This window comes from Streptomyces sp. NPDC014995, from assembly GCF_043080745.1.
Taxonomy (GTDB): Bacteria; Actinomycetota; Actinomycetes; order Streptomycetales; family Streptomycetaceae; genus Streptomyces.
In genome coordinates, this window is sequence record NZ_JBIBVX010000012.1 from 58,345 (window position 1) to 78,556 (window position 20,212).

Consider the following 20,212-nt stretch of genomic DNA (forward strand, 5'->3'; position numbering starts at 1 on the left):
TGACGACATGACAGGACAAGTGCGTACCGTCGACGGCCGCGTGGCCGGTCGACGCGGGCAGGCGACGCGGCAGAAGCTGCTCGACTGCCTCAGCGAGATGCTCAGCTCCTCTCCCTACCGGGACGTCAAGGTCATCGATGTCGCCCGGAAGGCGGGCACTTCGCCCGCGACCTTCTACCAGTACTTCCCGGACGTCGAGGGCGCCGTCCTGGAGATCGCCGAGCAAATGGCCGCCGAGGGCGCCGGGTTGACCGAACTGCTTGAGGGGCGGTCCTGGGTCGGCAAGGCCGGCTGGCAGACCGCGCAGGAACTCGTCGACGGCTTCCTGGAGTTCTGGAAGAAGAACGACGCCATCCTGCGCGTGGTCGACCTCGGCGCCGCCGAGGGCGACAAGCGTTTCTACAAACTCCGCATGAAGATCCTCAACTCGGTGAACAACTCCCTCGCGAACGCCGTCGCCGAGTTGCAGGCCAAGGGCCGGGTCGACAAGGACGTGAACCCGGCCGCGGTCGCCGGTTCGCTGGTCGCGATGCTCGCGGCGGTCGCCTCGCACCAGAAGGGATTCCAGACGTGGGGCGTCAAACAGGCTGAACTGAAGCCGAACCTGGCGCTGTTGGTCCACCTGGGCATCACCGGCAGGAAGCCGACGAAGTAGCCCCCGGCGGCAGCACTTCTTTTTTTCGACGCCCACGTCCTGTCTGGCAGGCGGTGGTTCACCCGGTCACCCCGGGTGGGCCACCGCCTGCCGCGCTCTGCGCCCCCGTCGTGACGGAGTCGGCGCGCGCCCGCCGGTCCGGCGAACGGCTGCCGTCACCGCCGCGAAACCGGGCACCAGTCGTGCATGACCACTTCACCGCGTTACACCTTGTCCGCGACCACTCTGGACGCGCCGAACGCCGGCGAACTCGCACGCTTCTACCGGGACCTGCTCGGGTGGCCCGTGCGGAAGGAGGAGGAGGGCTGGGTCGAGATCGCACCGCCCGACGGCACCGCAGGGCTGTCGTTCCAGAGCGAGCCGCTCTTCACCCGCCCGCGATGGCCTTCCACCTCGTCCGAGCAGCAGATGATGATGCACCTGGACATCGAGGTGAACGATCTGCCGGCGGCCGTCGAGCACGCTCTCACCCTCGGCGCGACTGCGGCGGACTACCAGCCCCAGGACGGCGTCCGCGTGCTGTACGACCCGGTGGGCCACCCCTTCTGCCTCTATGTGCGCACCGGGCCGAGCGCCTGAGCCGTGTCTTCCGGATCATCTGGGCGCCGGTCCGGGAGTGCCGCGTCCGCAACGGAGTGAAGGGGGCGACGGCACAACGCGGGCGCGGGTTCCGTGACGTTCTGCACAGACAGGTGGCAGTCGGCGCACATAGTGTTCACAGCGACCGAACAGCACTGCACAGGGGCCAGCTCACGTGCGCTGCACGCAGGTGAGCTGGGCCGCCGTCCCGGGCAGCCGCGCCTCCGGCTTCGCGGCCGCCGAGAACTGATCCGGCCGGTCCAGCCAGGAAGGAAACCGTACCGACGGAACGGCTCACGCGGGCAACGGCCGGGCCTTCACCACGTGCTTCATCACCAGCGTCGACGTCAGCCGCTGCACTCCCGGCAGCGTGGCCAGCCGCTCGTCGTACAGCCGCTGGAAGGCCGCGAGGTCGGCGGTGGCCACCCGGAGCAGGTAGTCGGGCTCACCGAACAGCCGTTCGGCTTCCAGTACGTGGGGGATACCGGCCAGCGCACTCTCGAACTCCGCGACCGTGTCCCGGTCCTCCTGCCGCATCGAGACGAAGACCAGCGCCTCGAAGGTCAGCCCGACGGCGGCCGGCTCCACGACCGCGCGGTAGCCGCTGATCGCCCCGGACCGCTCCAGCTCCCGCAGCCGCCGGTGACACGGCGACACGCTCAGCCGCACCCGGGCGGCCAGCTCGGTCACGGTCAGCCGCCCGTCCTGCTGGAGCTCGGCAAGAATTTTCCGGTCCACGTCGTCCATGGGGTGGATTCTTCCCCACATCCTGCCATTTTGCGAAAACTTCGGGAACACCTTCGGCCGTATCGCGCCTAATGTCCCCACCATGGATTCGGGAACGCTGATCTCCTTCCTCGCCGTCGACCTGCTGCTGGTGTGCGTGCCGGGCGCCGACTGGGCGTACGTGATCGCCGCCGGACTGCGCGGCCGCTCGGTGGGCGCGGCGGTGGCCGGCCTGGTGAGCGGCTACGCCCTGCACACAGCGCTGGCGGCCGCGGGCCTCGCCGTGCTGGTCGCCGGGTCGCCCGCGCTGCTCACGGCACTGACGGTGGCCGGGGCGGCGTACCTGGTGTGGCTCGGGTGGGGGGTGCTGCGCCGGCCGGCGGTGCCGGAGGCGGGGGAAGCGGTCGAGGAGGGACGGGGGCGGGTCTTCCTGCGCGGTGCCACGATCAGCGGCCTGAACCCCAAGGGGCTGCTGCTCTACCTCTCGGTGCTGCCCCAGTTCCTCGTGACCCGGGACCCGCATCTCCCGGTCCCCGCGCAGACCGCAGCGCTCGGCCTGCTGCACATGGCGTGCTGCGCCGTCGTCTATCTGACGGTGGGCGTCGCGGCCCGCGCGCTGCTGGGCGCCCGCCCCGCCGCCGCCCGCGCGGTCACCCGGACGTCGGGGGCGGCGATGCTGGGGATCGGGGCGTTTCTGCTGGTGCAGCGGCTGGCTCTCGGCGGGTGAGCCGGAACAGCCGTATCTGCCGCTCCACCCGCGCCTGATACGTCGCGTACGGCGGCCAGAAGGCCAGCGCCGCCTTCCAGACCGCCGCCCGCTCCTCGCCCTCCAGCAGCCGGGCCGTCACCGGGATGTCCGCGCCCTTCCAGCTGATCTCGGCGTCGGGGTGGGCGAGGAGGTTGGCGGTCCAGGCGGGGTGGCCGGGCCGGCCGAAGTTGGATCCGACCAGGATCCAGCCGCGGCCCTCCTCCTCGGGCATGCAGGCGAGGGGCGTCCGTCGGGGCCGCCCGCTGCGGGCGCCGGTGGAGGTCAGGACGACCCCCGGCAGCAGCTGCGCGCTGAGCAGCACCTTTCCCCGGGTGAGCCGGTGGACGGCCCGGTCCAGGGCCGGGACGACGTGCGGGGCGACCTTGGCGAAGGCCGGGGCCGAGGAGATCTTCTGGACGAGCCGGACGCCGATCACACCGTCACCTCCTGGCACGAGAAGAGCCTGGCCTCTTCGGCCGCGTGGGCGCGCAGCCGGTGCACCGGGCCGAACAGCAGCTCGTCCCCGGTGGCCCGCTTGAAGTACAGGTGGGCCTCGTGCTCCCAGGTGAAACCCAAACCGCCGTGCAGCTGGATCGCCTCCCCGGCGGCCGTACGCAGTGCCTGGAGGGCCTGGGCGAGGGCGAGCCCGCCCACCCGCTCGCCCCGGTCCGCCCCTTCGCCCCGGTCCACCGCCCAGGCGGCGTAGTGGGCGGCGGAGCGGGCGGCCTGCACCTGCACGTACACGTCGGCCAGCCGGTGCTGGACGGCCTGGAAGGAGCCGATCGCCCGCCCGAACTGCTCGCGCTGCCCCACGTACTCGACGGTCCGCTCCAGCGCGCGCCCGGCGGCGCCGACGGCCTCGCAGGCGAGGACGGCGGCGGCGCGGTCGCCGAGGCGGGCGAGGACGGCGAGGACGTCCTGGTCCTCACCGCTCCCCAGCAACTCCGCCTCCACATGGCGGAGTTGGACCCGTCCCTGCGGCCGGGTCGGGTCCAGCGCCGTCTGCCGCACCCGGACGAGCCCCTCCGCGTCCCCCGGGACGAGGAAGAGCAGGACCCGGGAGCGGACGAACCCGCCGGTGTGGGCGGCGACGAGCAGCAGTCCGGCGCTGTGCCCGTCGAGGACCTGCGCGGCCTCCCCGTACAGCCGCCAGCCCCCGTCCGTGCCCGTGCCCGCGCCCGCACTCGTGCGCCTGGCCTGGACGCCACCCGCCCGGCCGCCCCCGGCCCAGTCGCCGTCGTTGCCGCCGGTCAGCGCGAGGGCGGTGGACAGGGCGGACGCGGGGACGGCGAGGGCGGCGGTGAGGGCACCGGAGGCGAGGCGCGGGAGGAGGGAGGCGCGCTGGGCCTCGGTGCCGAGGGCGAGGATCGCCGGCGCGGCGAGGACGGTGGTCGCGAGGAGAGGGGACGGGGCGAGGGCCCGGCCGGTCTCCTCGCAGGCGAGGGCGAGATCGGTGACCGGGCAGCCGACGCCGCCGTACGCCTCCGGGAGGGCCAGGCCGGGGAGGCCGAGGTGGTCGGCGAGGGCGGCCCAGAGGGCGGGGTCGTGGCCGGTGGGGGTGTCGAGGGCGGCCCGCAGGTCGTGCGGGCCGCAGCGTTTGTGGAGCAGTTCCCGCAGGGTGCGGCGGATCTCGGCCTGTTCGGCGGTGACGCTCGGGTCCATGGACGGCACTCCCTCCGAATCTGACGGTCCGTCATATTAGGGCGGGGCGGCGGGGATGCCCAGAGCGGCGGGGGTCGGGGACGCTCGAAGCCACGGGAGTCGGGGACGCCCGAAGCGGCGGTCCCGCGTGCGCTCCGAAGCAGCGGCCGGACGCCCCCTGCCTCCCCTCCCCGATCTGATGTACCGTCAGATTCATGTCGCCCCTCTCATCAGGGAACCGCGGGGTCGCCGTGGTCGGCGTGGCCCTGTCCGACTGCGGGCGCGTGGACGACGCGACCCCGTACGCCCTGCACGCCCAGGCGGCCCGCCGCGCGCTGGCGGACGCGGGGCTCGGGCGGGAGCTGGTGGACGGTTTCGCGTCCGCCGGGCTCGGCACGCTCGCCCCCGTCGAAGTCGCCGACTACCTGGGCCTGCGCCCCACCTGGGTGGACTCCACCTCGGTCGGCGGCTCGACCTGGGAGGTCATGGCGGCCCACGCGGCGGACGCGATCGCGGCCGGCCACGCGAACGCGGTGCTGCTGGTGTACGGCTCGACGGCCCGCGCCGACGTCAGGGCGGGCCGCCGCACCGGCACGTTCGCCTTCGGCGCCCGGGGCCCGCTCCAGTTCGAGGTCCCCTACGGCCACACCCTGATCGCCAAGTACGCGATGGCCGCGCGCCGCCACATGGTGCGGTACGGCACGACGATCGAACAGCTGGCGGAGGTCGCGGTCCAGGCCCGGGCGAACGCGGCCCTGAACCCCGAAGCGATGTTCCGCGCACCGGTGACCGTGGAGGACGTCCTGTCCGGCCCGATGATCGCCGACCCCTTCACCAAACTGCACTGCTGCGTCCGTTCCGACGGCGGCGCGGCGGTCCTGCTGGCGGCCGAGGAGTACGTACGGGACTGCCGGACGGCCCCGGTGTGGATCCTCGGCACCGGCGAGCAGGTGTCGCACGCGAGCATGACGGAGTGGGACGACTTCACCGTGTCCCCGGCGGCGGTGAGCGGACGGCTGGCCTTCGAACGGGCCGGGGTGGGACCCGCCGAGATGGACTTCGCGCAGATCTACGACGCCTTCACCTACATGACGCTGGTGACCCTGGAGGACCTGGGCTTCTGCGGGAAGGGCGAGGGCGGGGCGTTCGTGGCGAAGGGACGGCTGCGGGTCGAGGGCGGGGAGCTGCCGGTGAACACGGACGGGGGCGGACTGTCGGCCCAGCACCCCGGAATGCGGGGCCTGTTCCTGCTCGTGGAGGCGGTACGGCAGCTGCGGGGCGAGGCGGGGGCGCGACAAGTGCGGTCGCGGGACGGTGCGTTGCCGCGGCTGGGCGTCGCCTCGGGAACCGGGGGCTGGTTCTGCTCCTCGGGGACGGTGGTGCTGGGTCGGGGGTAGGCCCGGCCGGGCCGGCCGGCACCCCGCGGCTCCGCGCGCAGGACAGCGGTCGGAATCCGGACGAACGCCTTCCTGGCGCCGTGGACGGCCGTGCGGGGGCCGGCCCGGTACGCGGCCGTGCCGGCGACGTCCCCACGAGGACACCGCGGCGTGCGACCGGCCGAGTCCCTCGGCCGAACCGCCGGCCCGTCGGGGATCGGGCACGCGGGGGGAGGAGGCCGGTCGGGGACCCGCCGCGAAACCCGGCGCCGTGCGGTGATGTTCAGCGGGCTTCCGTGATACTCGGGGCCATGGGACCGGATCTTCACGAGCTGCTGAGGTCGCTACGGGTGTGGGACCCGGAGGTGACCGAACTGCCGCCCTTCGACCCGGCGGCGGCCCCCGGCGACCCGCTGGAGCTGTTCACGACGTGGTTCGCCGAGGCGGTGGCGGCGGGCGAGCGGGAGCCGCACACGATGACGCTGGCGACGGCGGACGAGGAGGGGCTGCCGGACGCCCGGATCGTGATGCTGCACGGCGCCGACGCGGACGGCTGGTCCTTCGCGACGCACGCGACCAGCCACAAGGGCCGCCAGCTGGCCGCCCGCCCCTACGCGGCCCTCACCTTCTACTGGCCCGCGCTGGGCCGCCAGGTGCGGGTGCGCGGCCCGGTCGCCGTCGCGCCGCCCGAGGAGGCTCGGACCGACCTGCGCGTCCGCTCGACGGGCGCGCTGGCCGCCGCGCTGACCGGACGGCAGAGCGACGTCCTGGACTCGGTCGAGGAGCTGGCGAGGGCCTCGGAGGCGGCCTGGGAACGTGCCCGGCAGGACCCGACGGCCGAGTCCCCGACGTGGACGCTGTACCGGCTGCGGCCGGAGGCGGTGGAGTTCTTCCAGGGGGAGGAGCGACGGCGGCACGTGCGACTCAGGTACCGGCGGGGGGAGGGAGGCTGGTCCATGGAGCTGCTGTGGCCGTAGGGACAGGGCGGTGCTGTCACTCCTGCCCGCGGCCGTCGCAGAGTCAGGCGCCCGCCCCGGCCGACGCGCCCTTCGCACCCACCCGTCCGCGGTGCGGCCGGCACAGCGGGGCACCCGGGCGGCGAACCCGACGGCAACCTTTCCGGACGCGGTGACCACCAGGGGACGACGTGTACTCCTGAACCGCGTGAGGACTGATCCGTGGCATCCCCTTCGCACCGCCGTTCCCGCCGCGAGCGGCGCACCGCTCCTGTCGCCGCCGTCGCCGGGGCGGCTGTCGTGGCCGTCGCGCTCGTCGTGTCCCTGGTGATGGGCTTCCGCCCCGGCGGCGAGGCCGGCGCCGGGGAAGCCGCGGCCACGCCGGTCGCGGGAGCCGAGGCCGTCGCCTCGCCGGCGGTGGCGGCACCGAAGCCGTCCGGGTCGTCCTCGTCGTCCGCGACACCGCCGGCGTCCCCCAGCGCGACGGCCGGTACGGCCACCCCGTCGGCCGGTCCGTCGGCCGCCGCGACCAGCGCGCCGGCGCGGCCGACGGCCGACAGCAGCCGCCGGACGTCGACCACCGGGGCGCCGCTGGCGGGACGGATTCGGCCCGGGGTGGACTACCGGGGGGTCGCCACCTCCTACGACGCCGGGGACGGCGACGGCGCCTGCTCGTTCGGTCCCAGCGACGACCTCATGATCGCGGCCATGAACACGGCCGACTACGAGACGTCCAAGGCGTGCGGGGCCCACGTGCTCGTCCGCGCCGACAACGGCGCGTCGGTCACGGTCCGGATCACCAACGAGTGCCCGGCGCCCTGCGCACCCGGTCAACTCGACCTCAGCACCCAGGCCTTCGCCAAGCTCGCCGACCTCTCGGCCGGCCGGATCGCGATCACCTGGAGCCTGCTCAGCCCCAGCACGTCCGACACGGTCTCGATCCGGTACAAGACCGGGTCCAGCCGCTACTGGTGCGGCATCCAGGCACTCGGCCACCGCAACCCGCTGGCGCGACTGGAGGTGCGTACCAGCAGCGGCTGGGCCTCGCTGGCCCGCACCGAGTACAACTACTTCCTCTCCGAGCAGGGCACCGGCTGCGGGGGCGCGATCAGGATCACCGACATCCACGGGGAACGGCTGACCATCGACGGGATCGCGCTGCGCCCGGAGGCCGTGCAGGCGACCGGGGTCCAGTTCGCCGCGCACTGATCCCGCGGCGGGACCGCCGTCACCCCTGTCCGGCGAACTCGTACACCGCGAACTCCGTCACCGGCCGGTAACCGATCCGCTGGTAGAGGCCGTTGCTCGTCGGGTTGGCGAGGTCGGTGAACAGGAGCACCTCCGCCGCGCCGGACGCCGACGCGGCGCGGCTGACCTCGGCCGTCACCGCACCCGCGTAGCCCCGGCCGCGCAGTTCCGGCGGGGTGTAGACGGGCGCGACCCGGACCTGCCCGGCCACCTTCGGGGTCACGCCCGCCATGGAGACGGGGGTGCCGTCGGGGGTCTCCCAGAAGGTGATCCCGCCGTACGCGAGGCGGGAGTCGGCCCAGGAGCCGCTGTCCTGGGTGTGGTGCTCGCCGAGTTCCTCCTTGAACTCCTCGAACCACCGCACCAGCCGGGCCCGGTCGGGCGCGGTGGCGATGCGCGGGGCGCCCTCCGGGGCGGGCTCGGGGGTCGTCAACTCATCGAGCCGATACAGGCGTTGCCGCTGCCGCAGGCGGACATCCGCACCCGTGCGCCGCCGCCAGGCCAGCGCGAAGGCCGCCGCCGTGTCGCGGGCGGCGGCGACTCCGGGGAGGGCGTGCCCGGCCAGCCGGGCGGCGAGGGCGTCGGCCTCCTCCTCGGCGAGGGGCGTGATGTTGACCCGGTAGGGGGGCGTACGGAAGAACACCGCACGGACCTCGCCGTCCCGGCCCAGCGTGCCGAAGACGGGGTCCTCCTCGCCGTACGCGTGCGGTCCCCTGCGCCGCAGGCCGTCCGTCACCGTGAGGGGGACGGTGTGCAGCGCCGGTTCGGAGGCCAGGAACGCGCCGGCCCGGGCGAGGAAGGCGTCGAGGTCGTGGGTGAGGTGCCAGTCGGCGGGGCTCATCGCGGGTCCACCGGGTCCGGGTCCGGCCGGGGGTCCCGCTCCGGCTCGGGGTCCGGGTCCGTGGCGAGGCGTCCGTGGCGGTGGACGTCCCGGAAGGCGTCCCTGCGGCCCGCCTCCCACATCGCGCCGCGCAGGGTCCCCTCGTACCGGAACCCGCACTCCTCGGCTGTCCGGCAGGACGCCTCGTGACCGAGGGCGTGGCCCAACTCCAGCCGGTGCAGGCCCAGTTCCCTGAAGGCCCAGTCCGTCACCAGCAGCAGGGACCGGGTGGCCACCCGCCGGCCGCGCGCCTCGGGCAGCACCCAGTAACCGACGTTGCCGACACTCTGCACCCGGTCGATCGCGTTGAGGCCGACCTCTCCGAGGATCGTCCCGTCGTCCAGGTCCGTGACGCAGAAGGTCGCGCCGGTCCCGGCCGCCATCTCCTCGGCCTTGGCGCGGAGCGACTCCCGCGCGTCGGCGATGTCCACGGTGTCCCGCAGCGGTGTGTTCCAGCGCAGGAACTCGGGATCGGAGCGCCCGCGCAGCCACGCCTCCACGTCGGTGCCGGACGCGGGGTCCCAGCGACGGAGCCGTAGGCCGAGGCCGAGCAGACCGGGGGCGGGAGCGGCGTACGGCTCACGGATGTCGGTCATCCGGTCATTGAACACCGGTACGGGCTCGGGCGGCGACCTTCAGGTCGCGCGGCCACGCTGCGAGGCCCGCGCCGAGGGCCGCGGCCGCCGCGGCGACGTCCGCCCCGACCCTGCTCTTCGCCGCCGAACCGGACGACCCGCTCACACGCTGACGCCGTCACCGCTCCCGCCCGCCGCCCGGAAGACCGGCACGCCCTCCCGGAAGTCCACCTCCAGCTCCATCCCGGCCCACAGCGCCCCCTCGGCCTCCCCCACCCCCACCACCTCCGTCGCCATCCGCGGCCCCTCCGCCAGGTCGACCACGGCGGCGACGTACGGTGTCCGCTCCCCGAACGGCGGCAGGTCGTTGCGGTGGACGACGGACCACGTGTACAGGGTGGCCCGGCCGCTCGCGGGCTCCCAGGTCACGTCCTCGCTCCAGCAGTACGGGCAGAACTCCCGCGGGTAGTGGTGTGCCCGCCCGCACGACCCACAGCGCCGGATCAGCAGCCGGCCCTCGGCGGCCGCGTCCCAGTAGGCGCGCGTGAAGGCGTCGGCCTCGGGGACGTCGTACCGCCCGCCACCGGCGACGGCCATCAGAACCACCCCAGCACGCCGTCGAGCGACCAGGTCTGCCAGGACATCCCGAACAGGGCGACGACCGAGATCAGCGCCATCATGCCGTTCTGCCCCTGCTCGGCCCAGTCGTGGATCATGAGGGTGAGGTAGAGGAGGTTCAGGACCAGGCCGCCCACCAGGGCGACCGGGGTCAGGAACCCGGCGACGAGTCCGAGGCCGAGGGCCAGCTCCGCGTACAGGACGACGTACGCCATCGCGCGCGGCCTCGGCGCCACCACCAGGTCGAAGCCGGACCGCACGGCGCTCCAGCGGTGCTTCGCCGCCACGTCCGCCGCCCAGGCGATGCCGGAGCCCTCGAACCAGCTCCTCTTCTCCTTGTGCCGCCAGCTCTCCAGCCACCACAGACCGAGCCCGATCCGCAGCACCGCCAGCCACTCCGCCCCGCCCAGCCAGATCGTGTCCATGGACGCTCGCTCCCGCCGACGCCATTGTCTGACGGTACGTCAGTTCAGTGGAGGACGCCCGCTTTCGCAAGCCCTCCGACCTGAAGAAGGGCTGTCACCGGACTCACGGAGGACTGAGAAAACCCTGTGCGTCCCCCATGAATACCCGGCAGATTGTCAGCTCAAGGACCTGAACAACTTCGGCACGCTCAACGCCCGCAACTACGACGAGTACCTGCTCAGGCAGTACATGGAGCCCTCGGCGACCACCCACCTCGCCGCCCTGCCGGACTCCGAGCGCGCGACGTACCTGGCCGCCAACACCTTCATCACCCGGAGGAACGGCAGGGCCACCTTCTCCTGGGCCGACTTCCTCACGTCGGCGCCCGCAAGAAGACCGCCCCGGCCTTCGACGCCCCCGACCTGTCGACGGGCGAGAACAACCTGTTCGGCAAGGGCACGGCCCGCGACATCCCCGAGCTGCTGCGGCTGATGAACCCGATGTACTTCCTCGTCGAGAAGGCCAACCCGCGGCGCGCCAGGCACGGGTGGATCCGCCTCGGCACCAAGGACTCCGACACCTCCCACACGGTCTCCGCCAACCTCGCCGCCGCCGCGCACGCCCTCGGCGACGACGTCAGCCACCTCTACTACTGGGACCAGGGCCACGGCGCCAACACCGACCCGGGCGACTTCGTCGACTGGATCGCCAAGGTCACCGGTCACCGGGCGAAGGCCACGAAGTAGCCACCGGCCTCCCCGGCGGGAGGCCCCCCATCGCGGCGCCCGTCTCCCGTCACAAGAACCGGCGCCGACCCCCGCGACGCCGGGCTCCAGCGCACCTGGGCCCGGCGTCGCGGCTTCCCCACAACCAGGTCACGTACGCCACCGGTCCTCCCCGTATCTCCCCAAGCGTGATCGATCCGCAACCAATTCCGGTCTTGACCGATACCCATCAACCGCACGCGTGATTACGCTCGCGCTCATGGCCGACTCCACACCGACCGCGAACCCCGCCGCGATCACCCCCGCGAACCCCGCCGACCGTCCCGTCTACGTCATCGGCGGCGGCCCCGGCGGACTCGCCACCGCGTACGCGCTGCGCGCCCAGGGGATACGGGCCGTCGTGGTGGAGCGGGCCGACGGGGTCGGCGCGTCCTGGCGGCGCCACTACGACCGGCTGCACCTGCACACCACCCGGCGCCTGTCGGCGTTGCCCGGGCTCGCGATGCCGCGCCGGTTCGGGCGGTGGGTGGCCCGCGACGACGTGGTGCGGTACCTGGAGAAGTACGCCGAGCACCACGAGCTGGAGCTCGTCACCGGTGTCGAGGTCTCCCGCGTCGAGCGCACCCCCGACGGCACCGGCTGGCTGCTGCGCGCCTCCGGCGGGCGGGAGCTGACCGGCGCGGCGGTCGTCGTCGCCACCGGCTACAACCACACGCCGTACCTGCCGGACTGGCCGGGCCGGGAGGCGTACACCGGTGACCTCACCCACGCCTGCGCCTACCGCGACGGCAAGCCCTACGCCGGCCGGGACGTCCTGGTCGTCGGCGTCGGCAACACCGGTGCGGAGATCGCCGTCGACCTGGTGGAGAGCGGAGCCGAGCGGGTACGGCTCGCCGTGCGGACGGTCCCGCACATCATGCGCCGTTCGACCGCCGGCTGGGCCGGCCAGTACAGCGGCATCCTGGTCCGCCGGCTGCCCGTCGGCCTCGTCGACCGGCTCTGCCGGGTGGCGGCCCGGCTGAGCGTGCCCGACCTGTCCGCGCACGGGCTCCCGCGCCCGGACACCGGCCTCTACACGCGGGCCGGGCAGGGAGCCGTACCCGTGCTGGACGTCGGTCTGATCGACGCCGTGCGCAAGGGGAAGGTCGAGGTCGTGGCCGCCGTGGAGGCCTTCGAGGACGGCAAGGTCGTCCTCGCCGACGGCACCCGGATCTCCCCGGACGCCGTCGTCGCCGCCACCGGGTACGTCCGTGCCCTGGAGGGCCTCGTCGGTCACCTCGGCGTGCTGGACGACCGGGGCCTCCCCGTCGCCCACGGCGCCCGCGCCCCGAAGGACGCGCCCGGCCTGTACTTCACCGGCTTCACCACGCCCATCAGCGGCACGCTCCGCGAGCTGGCGCTCGACGCGGACCGGATCGCGAAGGCCGTACGCCGCCAACTCGCCTGATCTCCCTGCCCGTTACACACGTGTCCGATGCGACCGGAGCGTTGTACGTGTCCCCGCGCGGAGCCAGAATGTGAGCCCTGTTCATCTTTCTGGCTTCACCCCCCTCGCTCTCGAAGCGCTCGCAGCACCGACGGAGGACGCACGTGGCACGTGAAGGACAGCTCTCCCGCCGCTCCGGCGACGACCCCTCCCGCCGCTCCGGCGACGGCCTCTCCCGACGCTCCCTGCTCGGCGGCACCGCCGCCGTGGCCGCCGGCGCGGCCGCGCTCACCCCGGCCGCCGCCGGTACGGCCGCCGCGGCGACCACCCGGGACGTGGACGTCGTGATCGTCGGCGCCGGCCTCGCCGGGCTCACCGCGGCCCGTGACCTGGTCGCCGCCGGGAAGACGGTCGCCGTCCTGGAGGCCCGGGACCGGGTCGGCGGCCGGGTCGTCGGCCTGAGACTGGCCAACGGCGGTGTCACCGAGGGCGGCGGCGAGTTCATCGGCCCCACCCAGGACCGCATCAAGGCGCTCGCCGACTCCCTGGGCGTGGCGACCTTCGCCACCTACAACACCGGAAAGAACCTGCTCCACAAGGACGGCAAGAAGACCCCGTACACCACCGACGGTCTCCTCGGCGCGGTGCCGCCGGTCGACGCGGCCGGGCTCGCCAACGCGGCGATCGTGCAGGCCTCGCTGGACGACATGGCCAAGCAGGTCCCGGTCGACGCGCCCTGGACCGCCGCGAAGGCCGAGGAGTGGGACCGGCAGACCTTCGAGACCTGGCTGCGCGCCAACGCGGTCGTCCCGTCGGCCAAGTTCCTCCTGGACGTGGCCTGCACGTCGATCTTCTCGGCCGAACCCCGCGAACTGTCCCTCCTGTTCGTCCTCTTCTACATCGCCGCCGCCGGCAACGCGTCGAACCCCGGCACCCTGGAGCGCCTCACCGAGACCGCGAACGGCGCCCAGGAACTGCGCTTCGTCGGCGGCTCCCAGCTGGTGCCGGTCAGACTCGCGGCCACGCTCGGCGACCGGGTGGTGCTGAGCGCCCCCGTCCGCTCCATCGCCCGGTCCGGCGACCGGTACGTGGTGACCGCGGACGGCACGACGGTCACCGCCGACCGCGTCGTCGTCGCCGTCCCCCCGCCCCTCGCCGCCCGCATCACGTACGACCCCCTCCTCCCCGCCGGCCGCGACCAGCTCACCCAGCGCATGCCGATGGCCTCGGTGGGCAAGGCGATCGCCGTCTACGACACCCCCTTCTGGCGGGCCGACGGCCTCAACGGCCAGGTCGTCAGCGACACCGGCGTGGTCAGCTCCACCTTCGACAACTCCCCGCCCGACGCCTCGTACGGCGCGCTGATGGGCTTCATCGAGGCGGACAAGATGCGGGCGTACGACGCGGTGGGCGCGCAGGAGGTCAGGGCCGCGGTCCTGAAGGACTTCGTCACCTACTTCGGCGACAGGGCCGGCGCACCGTCCTCCTTCGTGCTCCAGCGCTGGAACAACGAGGGTTACACCCGCGGCGGCCCCGTCTCCATCGCCGCGCCCGGCGTCCTGACCCGGTACGGTCCGGCCCTGCGCGAGCCCGTCGGCGGGATCCACTGGGCGGGGACGGAGACCTCCACGTACTGGATGGGCTTCATGGACGGGGCCGTGCGCTCGGGCGAGCGGGTGGCCAAGGAGGTGCTGGCGGCGCTGTAGGCCGTCCCCGGGGGCCGGCTCGTTTCTGTGTGCACGACCATTCCTGACAACCTGTCAGTTCTGTAATCTGACAGAGCGTCAGGTACGTGCCAGTCACGCAGTCACACAGGAGCGGGCGGACCGATGCTTGGATCAACCCACGGCACCCTCACCACCGACTCCCGCCGGGCCCGGGTACTCGCGTGCGACGAGCGGCCCGGGCCCGCCGTCCACGGCCGGCCCGACGACGCGGACGACCTGGACGTCGGCGGGCGCCCGCTGTACTCGGCCGTCCCCGATCTGGACCGGTTCTTCCGCCCCGGATCCGTCGCGGTGATCGGCGCCTCGGACGCCGAAGGGCGGCCGAACACCGGCGTCACCCGGCAGTTGGCCGCCTGGGCGGAGCGGGTGGGGGCGCGGCTGCACCCGGTGCACCCCACCCGCGAGACCGTCTTCGGCATCCCCTGCTGTCCTTCCGTCGCCGCCCTGCCCGAGCAGGTCGACCTGGCCGTGCTGCTGGTCGCCGACCCGCTGCCGGTGATCGAGGAACTCGCCGAGGCGAAGGCGAGATTCGCGGTCGTCTTCGCCTCGGGCTTCGCGGAGACCGGCGCGGAGGGCCGGGCCGCGCAGGACCGGCTCGCGGCGGCCGTGGCGCGCTCGGGCCTACGCCTGCTCGGCCCCAACACCAACCTCAACGCCTTCGAACGCTTCCGGGACGACCTCGACGGACCGGCCATCGCGCTCATCACCCAGTCCGGCCACCAGGGCCGCCCGGTCTTCGCCCTCCAGGAACTCGGCATCCGCCTCTCCCACTGGGCGCCGACCGGCAACGAGGCCGACCTGGAGACCGCCGACTTCCTCTCCTACTTCGCCGAGCAGCCCGAGGTCGGCGCGATCGCCTGCTACGTCGAGGGCCTGAAGGACGGCCGCGCCTTCCTGCTCGCCGCCGACCGGGCCGCCCGGCGCGGGGTTCCGGTGGTCGCGGTCAAGGTCGGCCGCACCGAGACGGGCGCCCGCACCGCCGCCACCCACACCGGCAAGCTGACCGGCGCGGACGAGGTGGTGGACGCCGCGATGCGCCAGTACGGCGTGATCCGCGTCGACGGTCTCGACGAACTCCAGGACACGGCCGCCCTGCTGGCCCGGGCCAGGCCCCCGCGTGTCGACGGGGTGGCGGTGTACGCGATCTCCGGCGGCACCGGCGCGCACGTCGCCGACCTCGCGACGGCCGCCGGGCTGCGACTGCCGCGGCTCTCCCCCGCCAAGCAGGCCGAGCTGCACCAGTGGATACCGGAGTACCTGAACGTCGCGAACCCCGTCGACAACGGCGGCCACCCGGTCGGCGACCAGCGCGGCCGGAAGATCATCGACGCGCTCCTCGACGACCCGGAGGTCGGCGTCCTGATCTGCCCGGTCACCGGCCCGTTCCCGCCGCTCAGCGACCGGCTCGTGCGGGACCTGGTGGACGCGGCGGAGACGACGGACAAGCTGGTGTGCGTGGTGTGGGGCTCGCCGGTCGGCACCGAACCCGCGTACCGGGACGTCCTGCTCGGCTCCTCCCGGGTGGCGACCTTCCGCACGGTCGGCAACTGCCTCACGGCCGTCCGCGCCTATCTGGACCACCACCGCTTCGTCCGCGACTACCGCTCGCCCTTCGACCGGGCCCCGCGCACCCCGTCGCCGTCGTTCCGCAAGGCGCGGATGCTGATGCGTCCGGGCCGGCAGCTCAGCGAACACGCGGCGAAACAGCTCCTGCGGGCGTACGGCATCCGGGTGCCGCGCGAGCAGCTGGTGACCAGCGCGGCGGCTGCCGTACGGGCGGCGGGTCTGGTCGGCTACCCGGTGGTGATGAAGGCGTCCGGCGCCAGCATCGCCCACAAGACCGAGCTGGGGCTGGTGAAGGTAGGCCTGACCTCGGCCAGCCAGGTCCGCGACGCCTACCGCGAGCTGACCGACATCGCCCGCTACGAGGACGTCTCGCTGGACGGTGTCCTGGTGTGCCAGATGGTCGAGCGGGGCGTCGAGATGGTCGTCGGAGTCACCCACGACGACCTCTTCGGGCCGACGGTGACGGTCGGGCTGGGCGGGATCCTGGTGGAGGTGCTGCGGGACGCGGCCGTCCGTGTCCCGCCGTTCGGCGAGGAGCAGGCCCGCGACATGCTCGCCGAACTGCGCGGCCGTGCCCTGCTGGACGGCGTCCGGGGCCGCCCGCCGGCCGACCTGGACGCGCTGGTGGAGGTCGTCCTGCGGGTCCAGCGGATGGCGCTGGAACTGGGGGACGACCTGGCGGAGCTGGACATCAACCCCCTGATGGTGCTGCCCCGGGGGCAGGGGGCGGTGGCCCTGGACGCGTTGGTGGTGTGCCGGTGAGGGGTCGGCGGACCAGGGGTGGGCCGGCCAGGGATGGGCCGGCAGGGGGTGGGCCGGCCAGGGATGGGCCGGCCAGGGGTGGGCGGAGGCCGCCGTACCGGCGAGGATCACGTCATGGACGAGACCGGGGCCGGCCGGACCGGCGGGGGAGCCAGGAGAAGCGGGCGCGTCGGAACGGGCTGGAAGGACGAGCCGATCGAGGCGTGGAAGGCCCGGCAGCCGACGGCCAGGGCGCTCTACGCGGCGGTGCGGCAGAACGACGTCGAAGGCATCCGCACGCTCATCGGGGCGGGGGCGGATCCGGACCAGCTCATCGGCGAGTACGACGACTGGACACCGCTGACCTGGGCGGCGTCGGCCGGGCAGCGGGCTGTCGTGGAGTTGCTGCTCGACGCCGGAGTCCACCCCGACTCGCAGAACCGGTTCGGGTACCTGCCCACCGTGCTGGCGGCGACCAGCGGCCCGCGGCCCCACTGGGAGATCGTCGAACTGCTGCTGCGGCACGGGGCCGACCTGGACGCCGAGATGAAGGGCAGACCCGCCCGCGCATGGCTGGACCGCGCCAGAACGGAGCATGACCGTGCCCGACCCGTGGATCCGCACCACGACTGACCACCACGTCACCCACCTCACCCTCGACCGCCCCGAGGCCCTCAACGCCCTCACCCCCGGAGGGCGCGACCACCTGATCGCCCTGCTCGCCGAGGCCTCCGCCGACCCGGAGGTCCGGGCGGTCGTCCTCACCGGAACCGGCCGCGGCTTCTGCGCGGGCGCGGACCTGCGGGGCGGCCCCCCGGGCGTGGACCGGATCGCCGGGGACGTGGCCCGGACCCTTCGCCTGGGCGCCCAACGCCTCATCGCCGCCGTGCTCGACTGCGAGAAGCCGGTCATCGCGGCCGTGAACGGCACGGCGGCCGGCCTCGGCGCGCATCTCGCCTTCGCCTGCGACCTCGTCCTCGCCGCCGGATCGGCCCGGTTCATCGAGGTGTTCGTACGGCGCGGGCTCGTCCCCGACGCCGGCGGGGCCTATCTCCTCCCGCGCCTGATCGGCCCCCAGCGCGCCAAGGAACTGATGTTCTTCGGCGACGCCCTCACCGCCACCGACGCCGAACGTCTGGGCCTGGTCAACCGGGTCGTCCCCGACGGGGAGCTGGACAAGACCGCCCGCGAGTGGGCGGCCCGCCTCGCCGCCGGCCCCACCCGAGCCCTCGCCCTCACCAAGCAGCTCGTCAACACCTCCCTCGACACCGGCCGCGCCACCGCCTTCGCCGCCGAGGCGGCCGCCCAGGAGATCAACATGGGGACGGCGGACGCCCGGGAGGGGGTGGCGAGCTTCGTGGAGCGGCGGGAGGCGCGGTTCGGGGGGCGGTGAGGCTCAGGACCGCGGCCGCAGAATCCTCAGCTCCCCGGAGTCCGGATCCCCGAGGATCACGAACAGCTCGGGGACCTCCTGCGTCCCGCCGACCCTCCAGTACGTCTCCTCCCCACACCCGCTCCCGGTGCCGCTGCCCGTCTCGAGGCGGACGGCGACGACGTCCCGCACGTCGTACCCGCTCTCCTTCCGCAGGGACCAGCTTCCGGTGCCCCCGCACACCTCGAAGTCCACGTCCGCCTCGAACCCCGGCTCGGTCGGCATCCGGGTCAACTCCGCCCGGCCACCAGGCAGCAGCCGCAGTACCGCGCCGTCCTCGCCTCGCCAGACGCCGGTGAGTTCGGCGGCGGACAGCTCCGGGGGCTCGTACTCCTCGATCAGGCCCGTGGCCGTGGCCAGCAGCCCACCCGTGAGGGCGAGGACGAGCAGCACGACGGAGGCGGCCCCCGCACGCCACCAGACACCCCGGACACCCCAGGCGCCCGTCGTGCCCCGCGCCCGCGCGTACGCCATCGCGAGGACGGGCAGCACGCCCAGGGCCGCGAGGACGAGGGCGGTGGCGGTGAAGGGCAGGCCCCACAGCACCGCCCCCACGGCGGCCCACACCACGCCGACCAGTGTCACGCCCAGCAGCTGCTTCACCCACAGCGGCCGGCGCACTCCGCGCAGGGCGACGTCGGCGAGGGCGGTCCCCGGGAACGTCTGCGCCCACGCCTGCAGCAGCCCCAGGACCGGCAGGTACAGCGGCGCGAGGAGCACCATGCACATCAGCCCGAGCGCCGAGCCGTCGCCCCTCCCGTACGGGTCGGTGGCCAGGCCGTGCATCCACGACAGCGTGAACACCGCCGGAAGCTGCGCCGCCCCCGCCGCCACGGCCGCGGTCACGTCGGCGTCCGCCCTGCTCGGACCGGCCTTGCGCCGCACCTCCACCCACCCCATGAGCGCAGCGTACGGACCCCCTGCCGGCCCGCCCCGCACACCCCTTCCCATCTGACGACCCGTCAGCTTCAATGAGGGCGTGATGGGACACGCAGGCATGGCGGCAGCCGCCGTGCGCTATCTCCGGACCCGCCCCGCGGAGCCGGTCGAGGCGCTGCCGCGCCCCGAGCTGCGCTGCGTCCGCGAGGACGAGCGGCCGCCGGTGGACCAGGGCACGTTCCGGCGCGTACTGGGGACCTTCGCGACCGGCGTGACCGTCGTCACCGCGCCCGCCGCCGACGGCGAGCCGGGCCCCGCCGGCTTCGCCTGCCAGTCCTTCTCCTCCCTCTCCCTCGACCCACCCCTCGTCGCCTTCATGGTCGGCCGCACGTCCACGACCTGGCCGAGGGTCGCCCGCGCGGGCGTCTTCTGCGTCAACGTGCTCAGCGCGGGCCAGGGCGAGGTGTGCCGCGCCTTCGCGGTGAGCGGCGCCGACAAGTTCGCCGGGGTCGACTACGACGCCGCCCCCGCCTCCGGCGCCCCACGCCTCGCGGGCACGCTCGCCTGGATCGACTGCACGATCCAGGCGGTGCACACGGGCGGCGACCACCTGATCGTGGTGGGACGGGTGGACGCACTCGGCACGGGCGAGGAGGACACGGCGCCACTGCTGTTCCACCGGGGCCGGTTCGGCGGCTTCACGACGTGACGGGCAAGGCCCGCACCACTCGTTCGGGTGTACGCGTTCTCTGTCGATCTGCCGGCCGTCCGCGGTCCGCTTCTCGGCGAACCGTACTCGCGACAACTGGACGGGAAGCTGCGGGAGCCGCGCTTCCACCTGGATTCCGACGCCGTGCGCATCACCTACTGGATCGCCTCCGGTCGGCGGATCATCTCGCTGCCGGTGTTCCGCAAGCGGCGGATGCGCGAAACCACGGAGGCCGACCGCGCCCGGCGAGCCATGGTTCGCTGCGTCGAGGAGCAACACACAGTGGATGAGGTGTGAGGCATGAGTGAGCGCAGGAGCTGGAACGAGCTGCGGGACGCGGCCCTCGCCTCACCGGAGGCCCGGGAGGCGTACGACGCCGCACGGATCCGCTTCGAGCTGGGTCGCGCCGTGCGGGAACGACGGGATGCACCGGGGATGACGCAGGCACAGCTCGCGCACGCCACGGGCATGCAGCAGCCGGCCGTGGCGCGGTTCGAGGCGGGTGGGACCATGCCCACCCTGCCCCTGCTCGAACGGTTCGCCGTGGCCCTCGGCATGCGTCTGCACGTCGGGTTCGAGCCCCTCGACCGCGCAGGCTGA

24 protein-coding genes are annotated in these 20,212 nt (G+C 73.7%); 15 read left to right on the plus strand and 9 right to left on the minus strand.

The window, feature by feature from the left end; all coding sequences use genetic code 11:
* Positions 1–19 precede the first annotated feature (19 nt).
* Complete coding sequence (locus ACF1A1_RS23735) at positions 20–655, plus strand: TetR family transcriptional regulator (RefSeq protein WP_392002883.1); 636 nt, start codon at positions 20–22, stop codon at positions 653–655.
* Positions 656–841: 186 nt separating this feature from the next.
* Positions 842–1,234, plus strand: a complete 393-nt coding sequence (locus tag ACF1A1_RS23740; protein ID WP_392002483.1) for a VOC family protein — start codon at positions 842–844, stop codon at positions 1,232–1,234.
* A gap of 294 nt (positions 1,235–1,528) precedes the next feature.
* Here the strand turns inward: ACF1A1_RS23740 and ACF1A1_RS23745 are convergent, their stop codons facing one another.
* Entirely contained in the window at positions 1,529–1,981 is a 453-nt protein-coding gene (locus ACF1A1_RS23745) for an Lrp/AsnC family transcriptional regulator (RefSeq protein WP_392002485.1), read from the minus strand.
* 82 nt (positions 1,982–2,063) lie between these two features.
* Here ACF1A1_RS23745 and ACF1A1_RS23750 point away from each other — a divergent pair, with 82 nt between their 5' ends.
* The gene (locus tag ACF1A1_RS23750; RefSeq protein WP_392002486.1) at positions 2,064–2,687 is read left to right on the plus strand and encodes a LysE family translocator; all 624 of its coding nucleotides are present in this window, start codon (positions 2,064–2,066) and stop codon (positions 2,685–2,687) included.
* Here ACF1A1_RS23750 and ACF1A1_RS23755 read toward each other — a convergent pair.
* Both ACF1A1_RS23755 and ACF1A1_RS23760 read right to left on the minus strand, forming a co-directional pair.
* Positions 2,611–3,144, minus strand: a complete 534-nt coding sequence (locus ACF1A1_RS23755; RefSeq protein WP_392002885.1) for a nitroreductase/quinone reductase family protein — start codon at positions 3,142–3,144, stop codon at positions 2,611–2,613. The two genes, ACF1A1_RS23750 and ACF1A1_RS23755, sit on opposite strands and share 77 nt — an antisense overlap.
* Entirely contained in the window at positions 3,141–4,370 is a 1,230-nt protein-coding gene (locus ACF1A1_RS23760; protein ID WP_392002487.1) for an acyl-CoA dehydrogenase family protein, read from the minus strand. Before ACF1A1_RS23760 ends, ACF1A1_RS23755 begins: the two co-directional genes overlap by 4 nt.
* Before the next feature lie 194 nt (positions 4,371–4,564).
* On the opposite strand from ACF1A1_RS23760, the gene ACF1A1_RS23765 reads away from it, so the two are divergent.
* The 3 genes from ACF1A1_RS23765 to ACF1A1_RS23775 all read left to right on the plus strand — a co-directional run bounded on the left by ACF1A1_RS23765 (position 4,565) and on the right by ACF1A1_RS23775 (position 7,890).
* The gene (locus ACF1A1_RS23765) at positions 4,565–5,746 is read left to right on the plus strand and encodes an acetyl-CoA acetyltransferase (RefSeq protein ID WP_392002488.1); all 1,182 of its coding nucleotides are present in this window, start codon (positions 4,565–4,567) and stop codon (positions 5,744–5,746) included.
* 290 nt (positions 5,747–6,036) lie between these two features.
* A complete protein-coding gene (locus tag ACF1A1_RS23770) occupies positions 6,037–6,702 on the plus strand; it encodes a pyridoxal 5'-phosphate synthase (protein WP_392002490.1) in 666 nt (221 codons plus the stop codon).
* Positions 6,703–6,903: 201 nt separating this feature from the next.
* Entirely contained in the window at positions 6,904–7,890 is a 987-nt protein-coding gene (locus tag ACF1A1_RS23775; protein WP_392002491.1) for an expansin EXLX1 family cellulose-binding protein, read from the plus strand.
* A 19-nt stretch (positions 7,891–7,909) separates the two neighbouring features.
* Here ACF1A1_RS23775 and ACF1A1_RS23780 read toward each other — a convergent pair whose 3' ends face one another.
* The 5 genes from ACF1A1_RS23780 to ACF1A1_RS23800 form a co-directional block, all read right to left on the minus strand.
* Positions 7,910–8,770 (minus strand): GNAT family N-acetyltransferase, encoded by an 861-nt coding sequence (locus tag ACF1A1_RS23780; RefSeq protein WP_392002493.1) that lies wholly within the window; start codon positions 8,768–8,770, stop codon positions 7,910–7,912.
* Positions 8,767–9,405, minus strand: coding sequence for a GNAT family N-acetyltransferase (locus ACF1A1_RS23785; protein ID WP_392002495.1), 639 nt, complete (start codon positions 9,403–9,405; stop codon positions 8,767–8,769). Before ACF1A1_RS23785 ends, ACF1A1_RS23780 begins: the two co-directional genes overlap by 4 nt.
* Positions 9,406–9,546: 141 nt before the next feature.
* Positions 9,547–9,981 carry a Zn-ribbon domain-containing OB-fold protein gene (locus ACF1A1_RS23790; RefSeq protein WP_392002496.1) on the minus strand — a complete coding sequence of 145 codons (435 nt, stop codon included), beginning with the start codon at positions 9,979–9,981 and terminating at the stop codon, positions 9,547–9,549.
* Entirely contained in the window at positions 9,981–10,427 is a 447-nt protein-coding gene (locus ACF1A1_RS23795; RefSeq protein WP_392002498.1) for a DoxX family protein, read from the minus strand. The genes ACF1A1_RS23790 and ACF1A1_RS23795 overlap by 1 nt, the downstream gene beginning before the upstream one ends.
* A gap of 201 nt (positions 10,428–10,628) precedes the next feature.
* Positions 10,629–10,784: a hypothetical protein gene (locus ACF1A1_RS23800; RefSeq protein WP_392002499.1), complete on the minus strand. Its 156-nt coding sequence runs from the start codon at positions 10,782–10,784 to the stop codon at positions 10,629–10,631.
* A 114-nt stretch (positions 10,785–10,898) separates the two neighbouring features.
* On the opposite strand from ACF1A1_RS23800, the gene ACF1A1_RS23805 reads away from it, so the two are divergent.
* The 6 genes from ACF1A1_RS23805 to ACF1A1_RS23830 all read left to right on the plus strand — a co-directional run bounded on the left by ACF1A1_RS23805 (position 10,899) and on the right by ACF1A1_RS23830 (position 17,985).
* The gene (locus ACF1A1_RS23805) at positions 10,899–11,153 is read left to right on the plus strand and encodes a hypothetical protein (RefSeq protein WP_392002501.1); all 255 of its coding nucleotides are present in this window, start codon (positions 10,899–10,901) and stop codon (positions 11,151–11,153) included.
* A gap of 238 nt (positions 11,154–11,391) precedes the next feature.
* Entirely contained in the window at positions 11,392–12,579 is a 1,188-nt protein-coding gene (locus tag ACF1A1_RS23810) for a flavin-containing monooxygenase (RefSeq protein ID WP_392002502.1), read from the plus strand.
* 143 nt (positions 12,580–12,722) lie between these two features.
* On the plus strand, positions 12,723–14,264 hold the full coding sequence (locus tag ACF1A1_RS23815; RefSeq protein ID WP_392002503.1) for a flavin monoamine oxidase family protein: 1,542 nt from the start codon (positions 12,723–12,725) through the stop codon (positions 14,262–14,264).
* A gap of 123 nt (positions 14,265–14,387) precedes the next feature.
* Positions 14,388–16,613, plus strand: coding sequence for an acetate--CoA ligase family protein (locus ACF1A1_RS23820; RefSeq protein ID WP_392002505.1), 2,226 nt, complete (start codon positions 14,388–14,390; stop codon positions 16,611–16,613).
* Between the two features lie 114 nt (positions 16,614–16,727).
* Positions 16,728–17,225, plus strand: coding sequence for an ankyrin repeat domain-containing protein (locus ACF1A1_RS23825; protein ID WP_392002507.1), 498 nt, complete (start codon positions 16,728–16,730; stop codon positions 17,223–17,225).
* Positions 17,188–17,985 carry an enoyl-CoA hydratase/isomerase family protein gene (locus ACF1A1_RS23830; RefSeq protein ID WP_392002508.1) on the plus strand — a complete coding sequence of 266 codons (798 nt, stop codon included), beginning with the start codon at positions 17,188–17,190 and terminating at the stop codon, positions 17,983–17,985. The genes ACF1A1_RS23825 and ACF1A1_RS23830 overlap by 38 nt, the downstream gene beginning before the upstream one ends.
* 3 nt (positions 17,986–17,988) lie before the next feature.
* Here the strand turns inward: ACF1A1_RS23830 and ACF1A1_RS23835 are convergent, their stop codons facing one another.
* Complete coding sequence (locus ACF1A1_RS23835) at positions 17,989–18,924, minus strand: hypothetical protein (protein WP_392002510.1); 936 nt, start codon at positions 18,922–18,924, stop codon at positions 17,989–17,991.
* A gap of 82 nt (positions 18,925–19,006) precedes the next feature.
* On the opposite strand from ACF1A1_RS23835, the gene ACF1A1_RS23840 reads away from it, so the two are divergent.
* The 3 genes from ACF1A1_RS23840 to ACF1A1_RS23850 are packed head-to-tail and all read left to right on the plus strand — an operon-like array spanning position 19,007 to position 20,212.
* Positions 19,007–19,612: a flavin reductase family protein gene (locus ACF1A1_RS23840; protein WP_392002512.1), complete on the plus strand. Its 606-nt coding sequence runs from the start codon at positions 19,007–19,009 to the stop codon at positions 19,610–19,612.
* Between the two features lie 27 nt (positions 19,613–19,639).
* Positions 19,640–19,909, plus strand: coding sequence for a type II toxin-antitoxin system RelE/ParE family toxin (locus ACF1A1_RS23845; protein WP_392002513.1), 270 nt, complete (start codon positions 19,640–19,642; stop codon positions 19,907–19,909).
* Between the two features lie 3 nt (positions 19,910–19,912).
* Entirely contained in the window at positions 19,913–20,212 is a 300-nt protein-coding gene (locus tag ACF1A1_RS23850; RefSeq protein ID WP_392002515.1) for a helix-turn-helix domain-containing protein, read from the plus strand.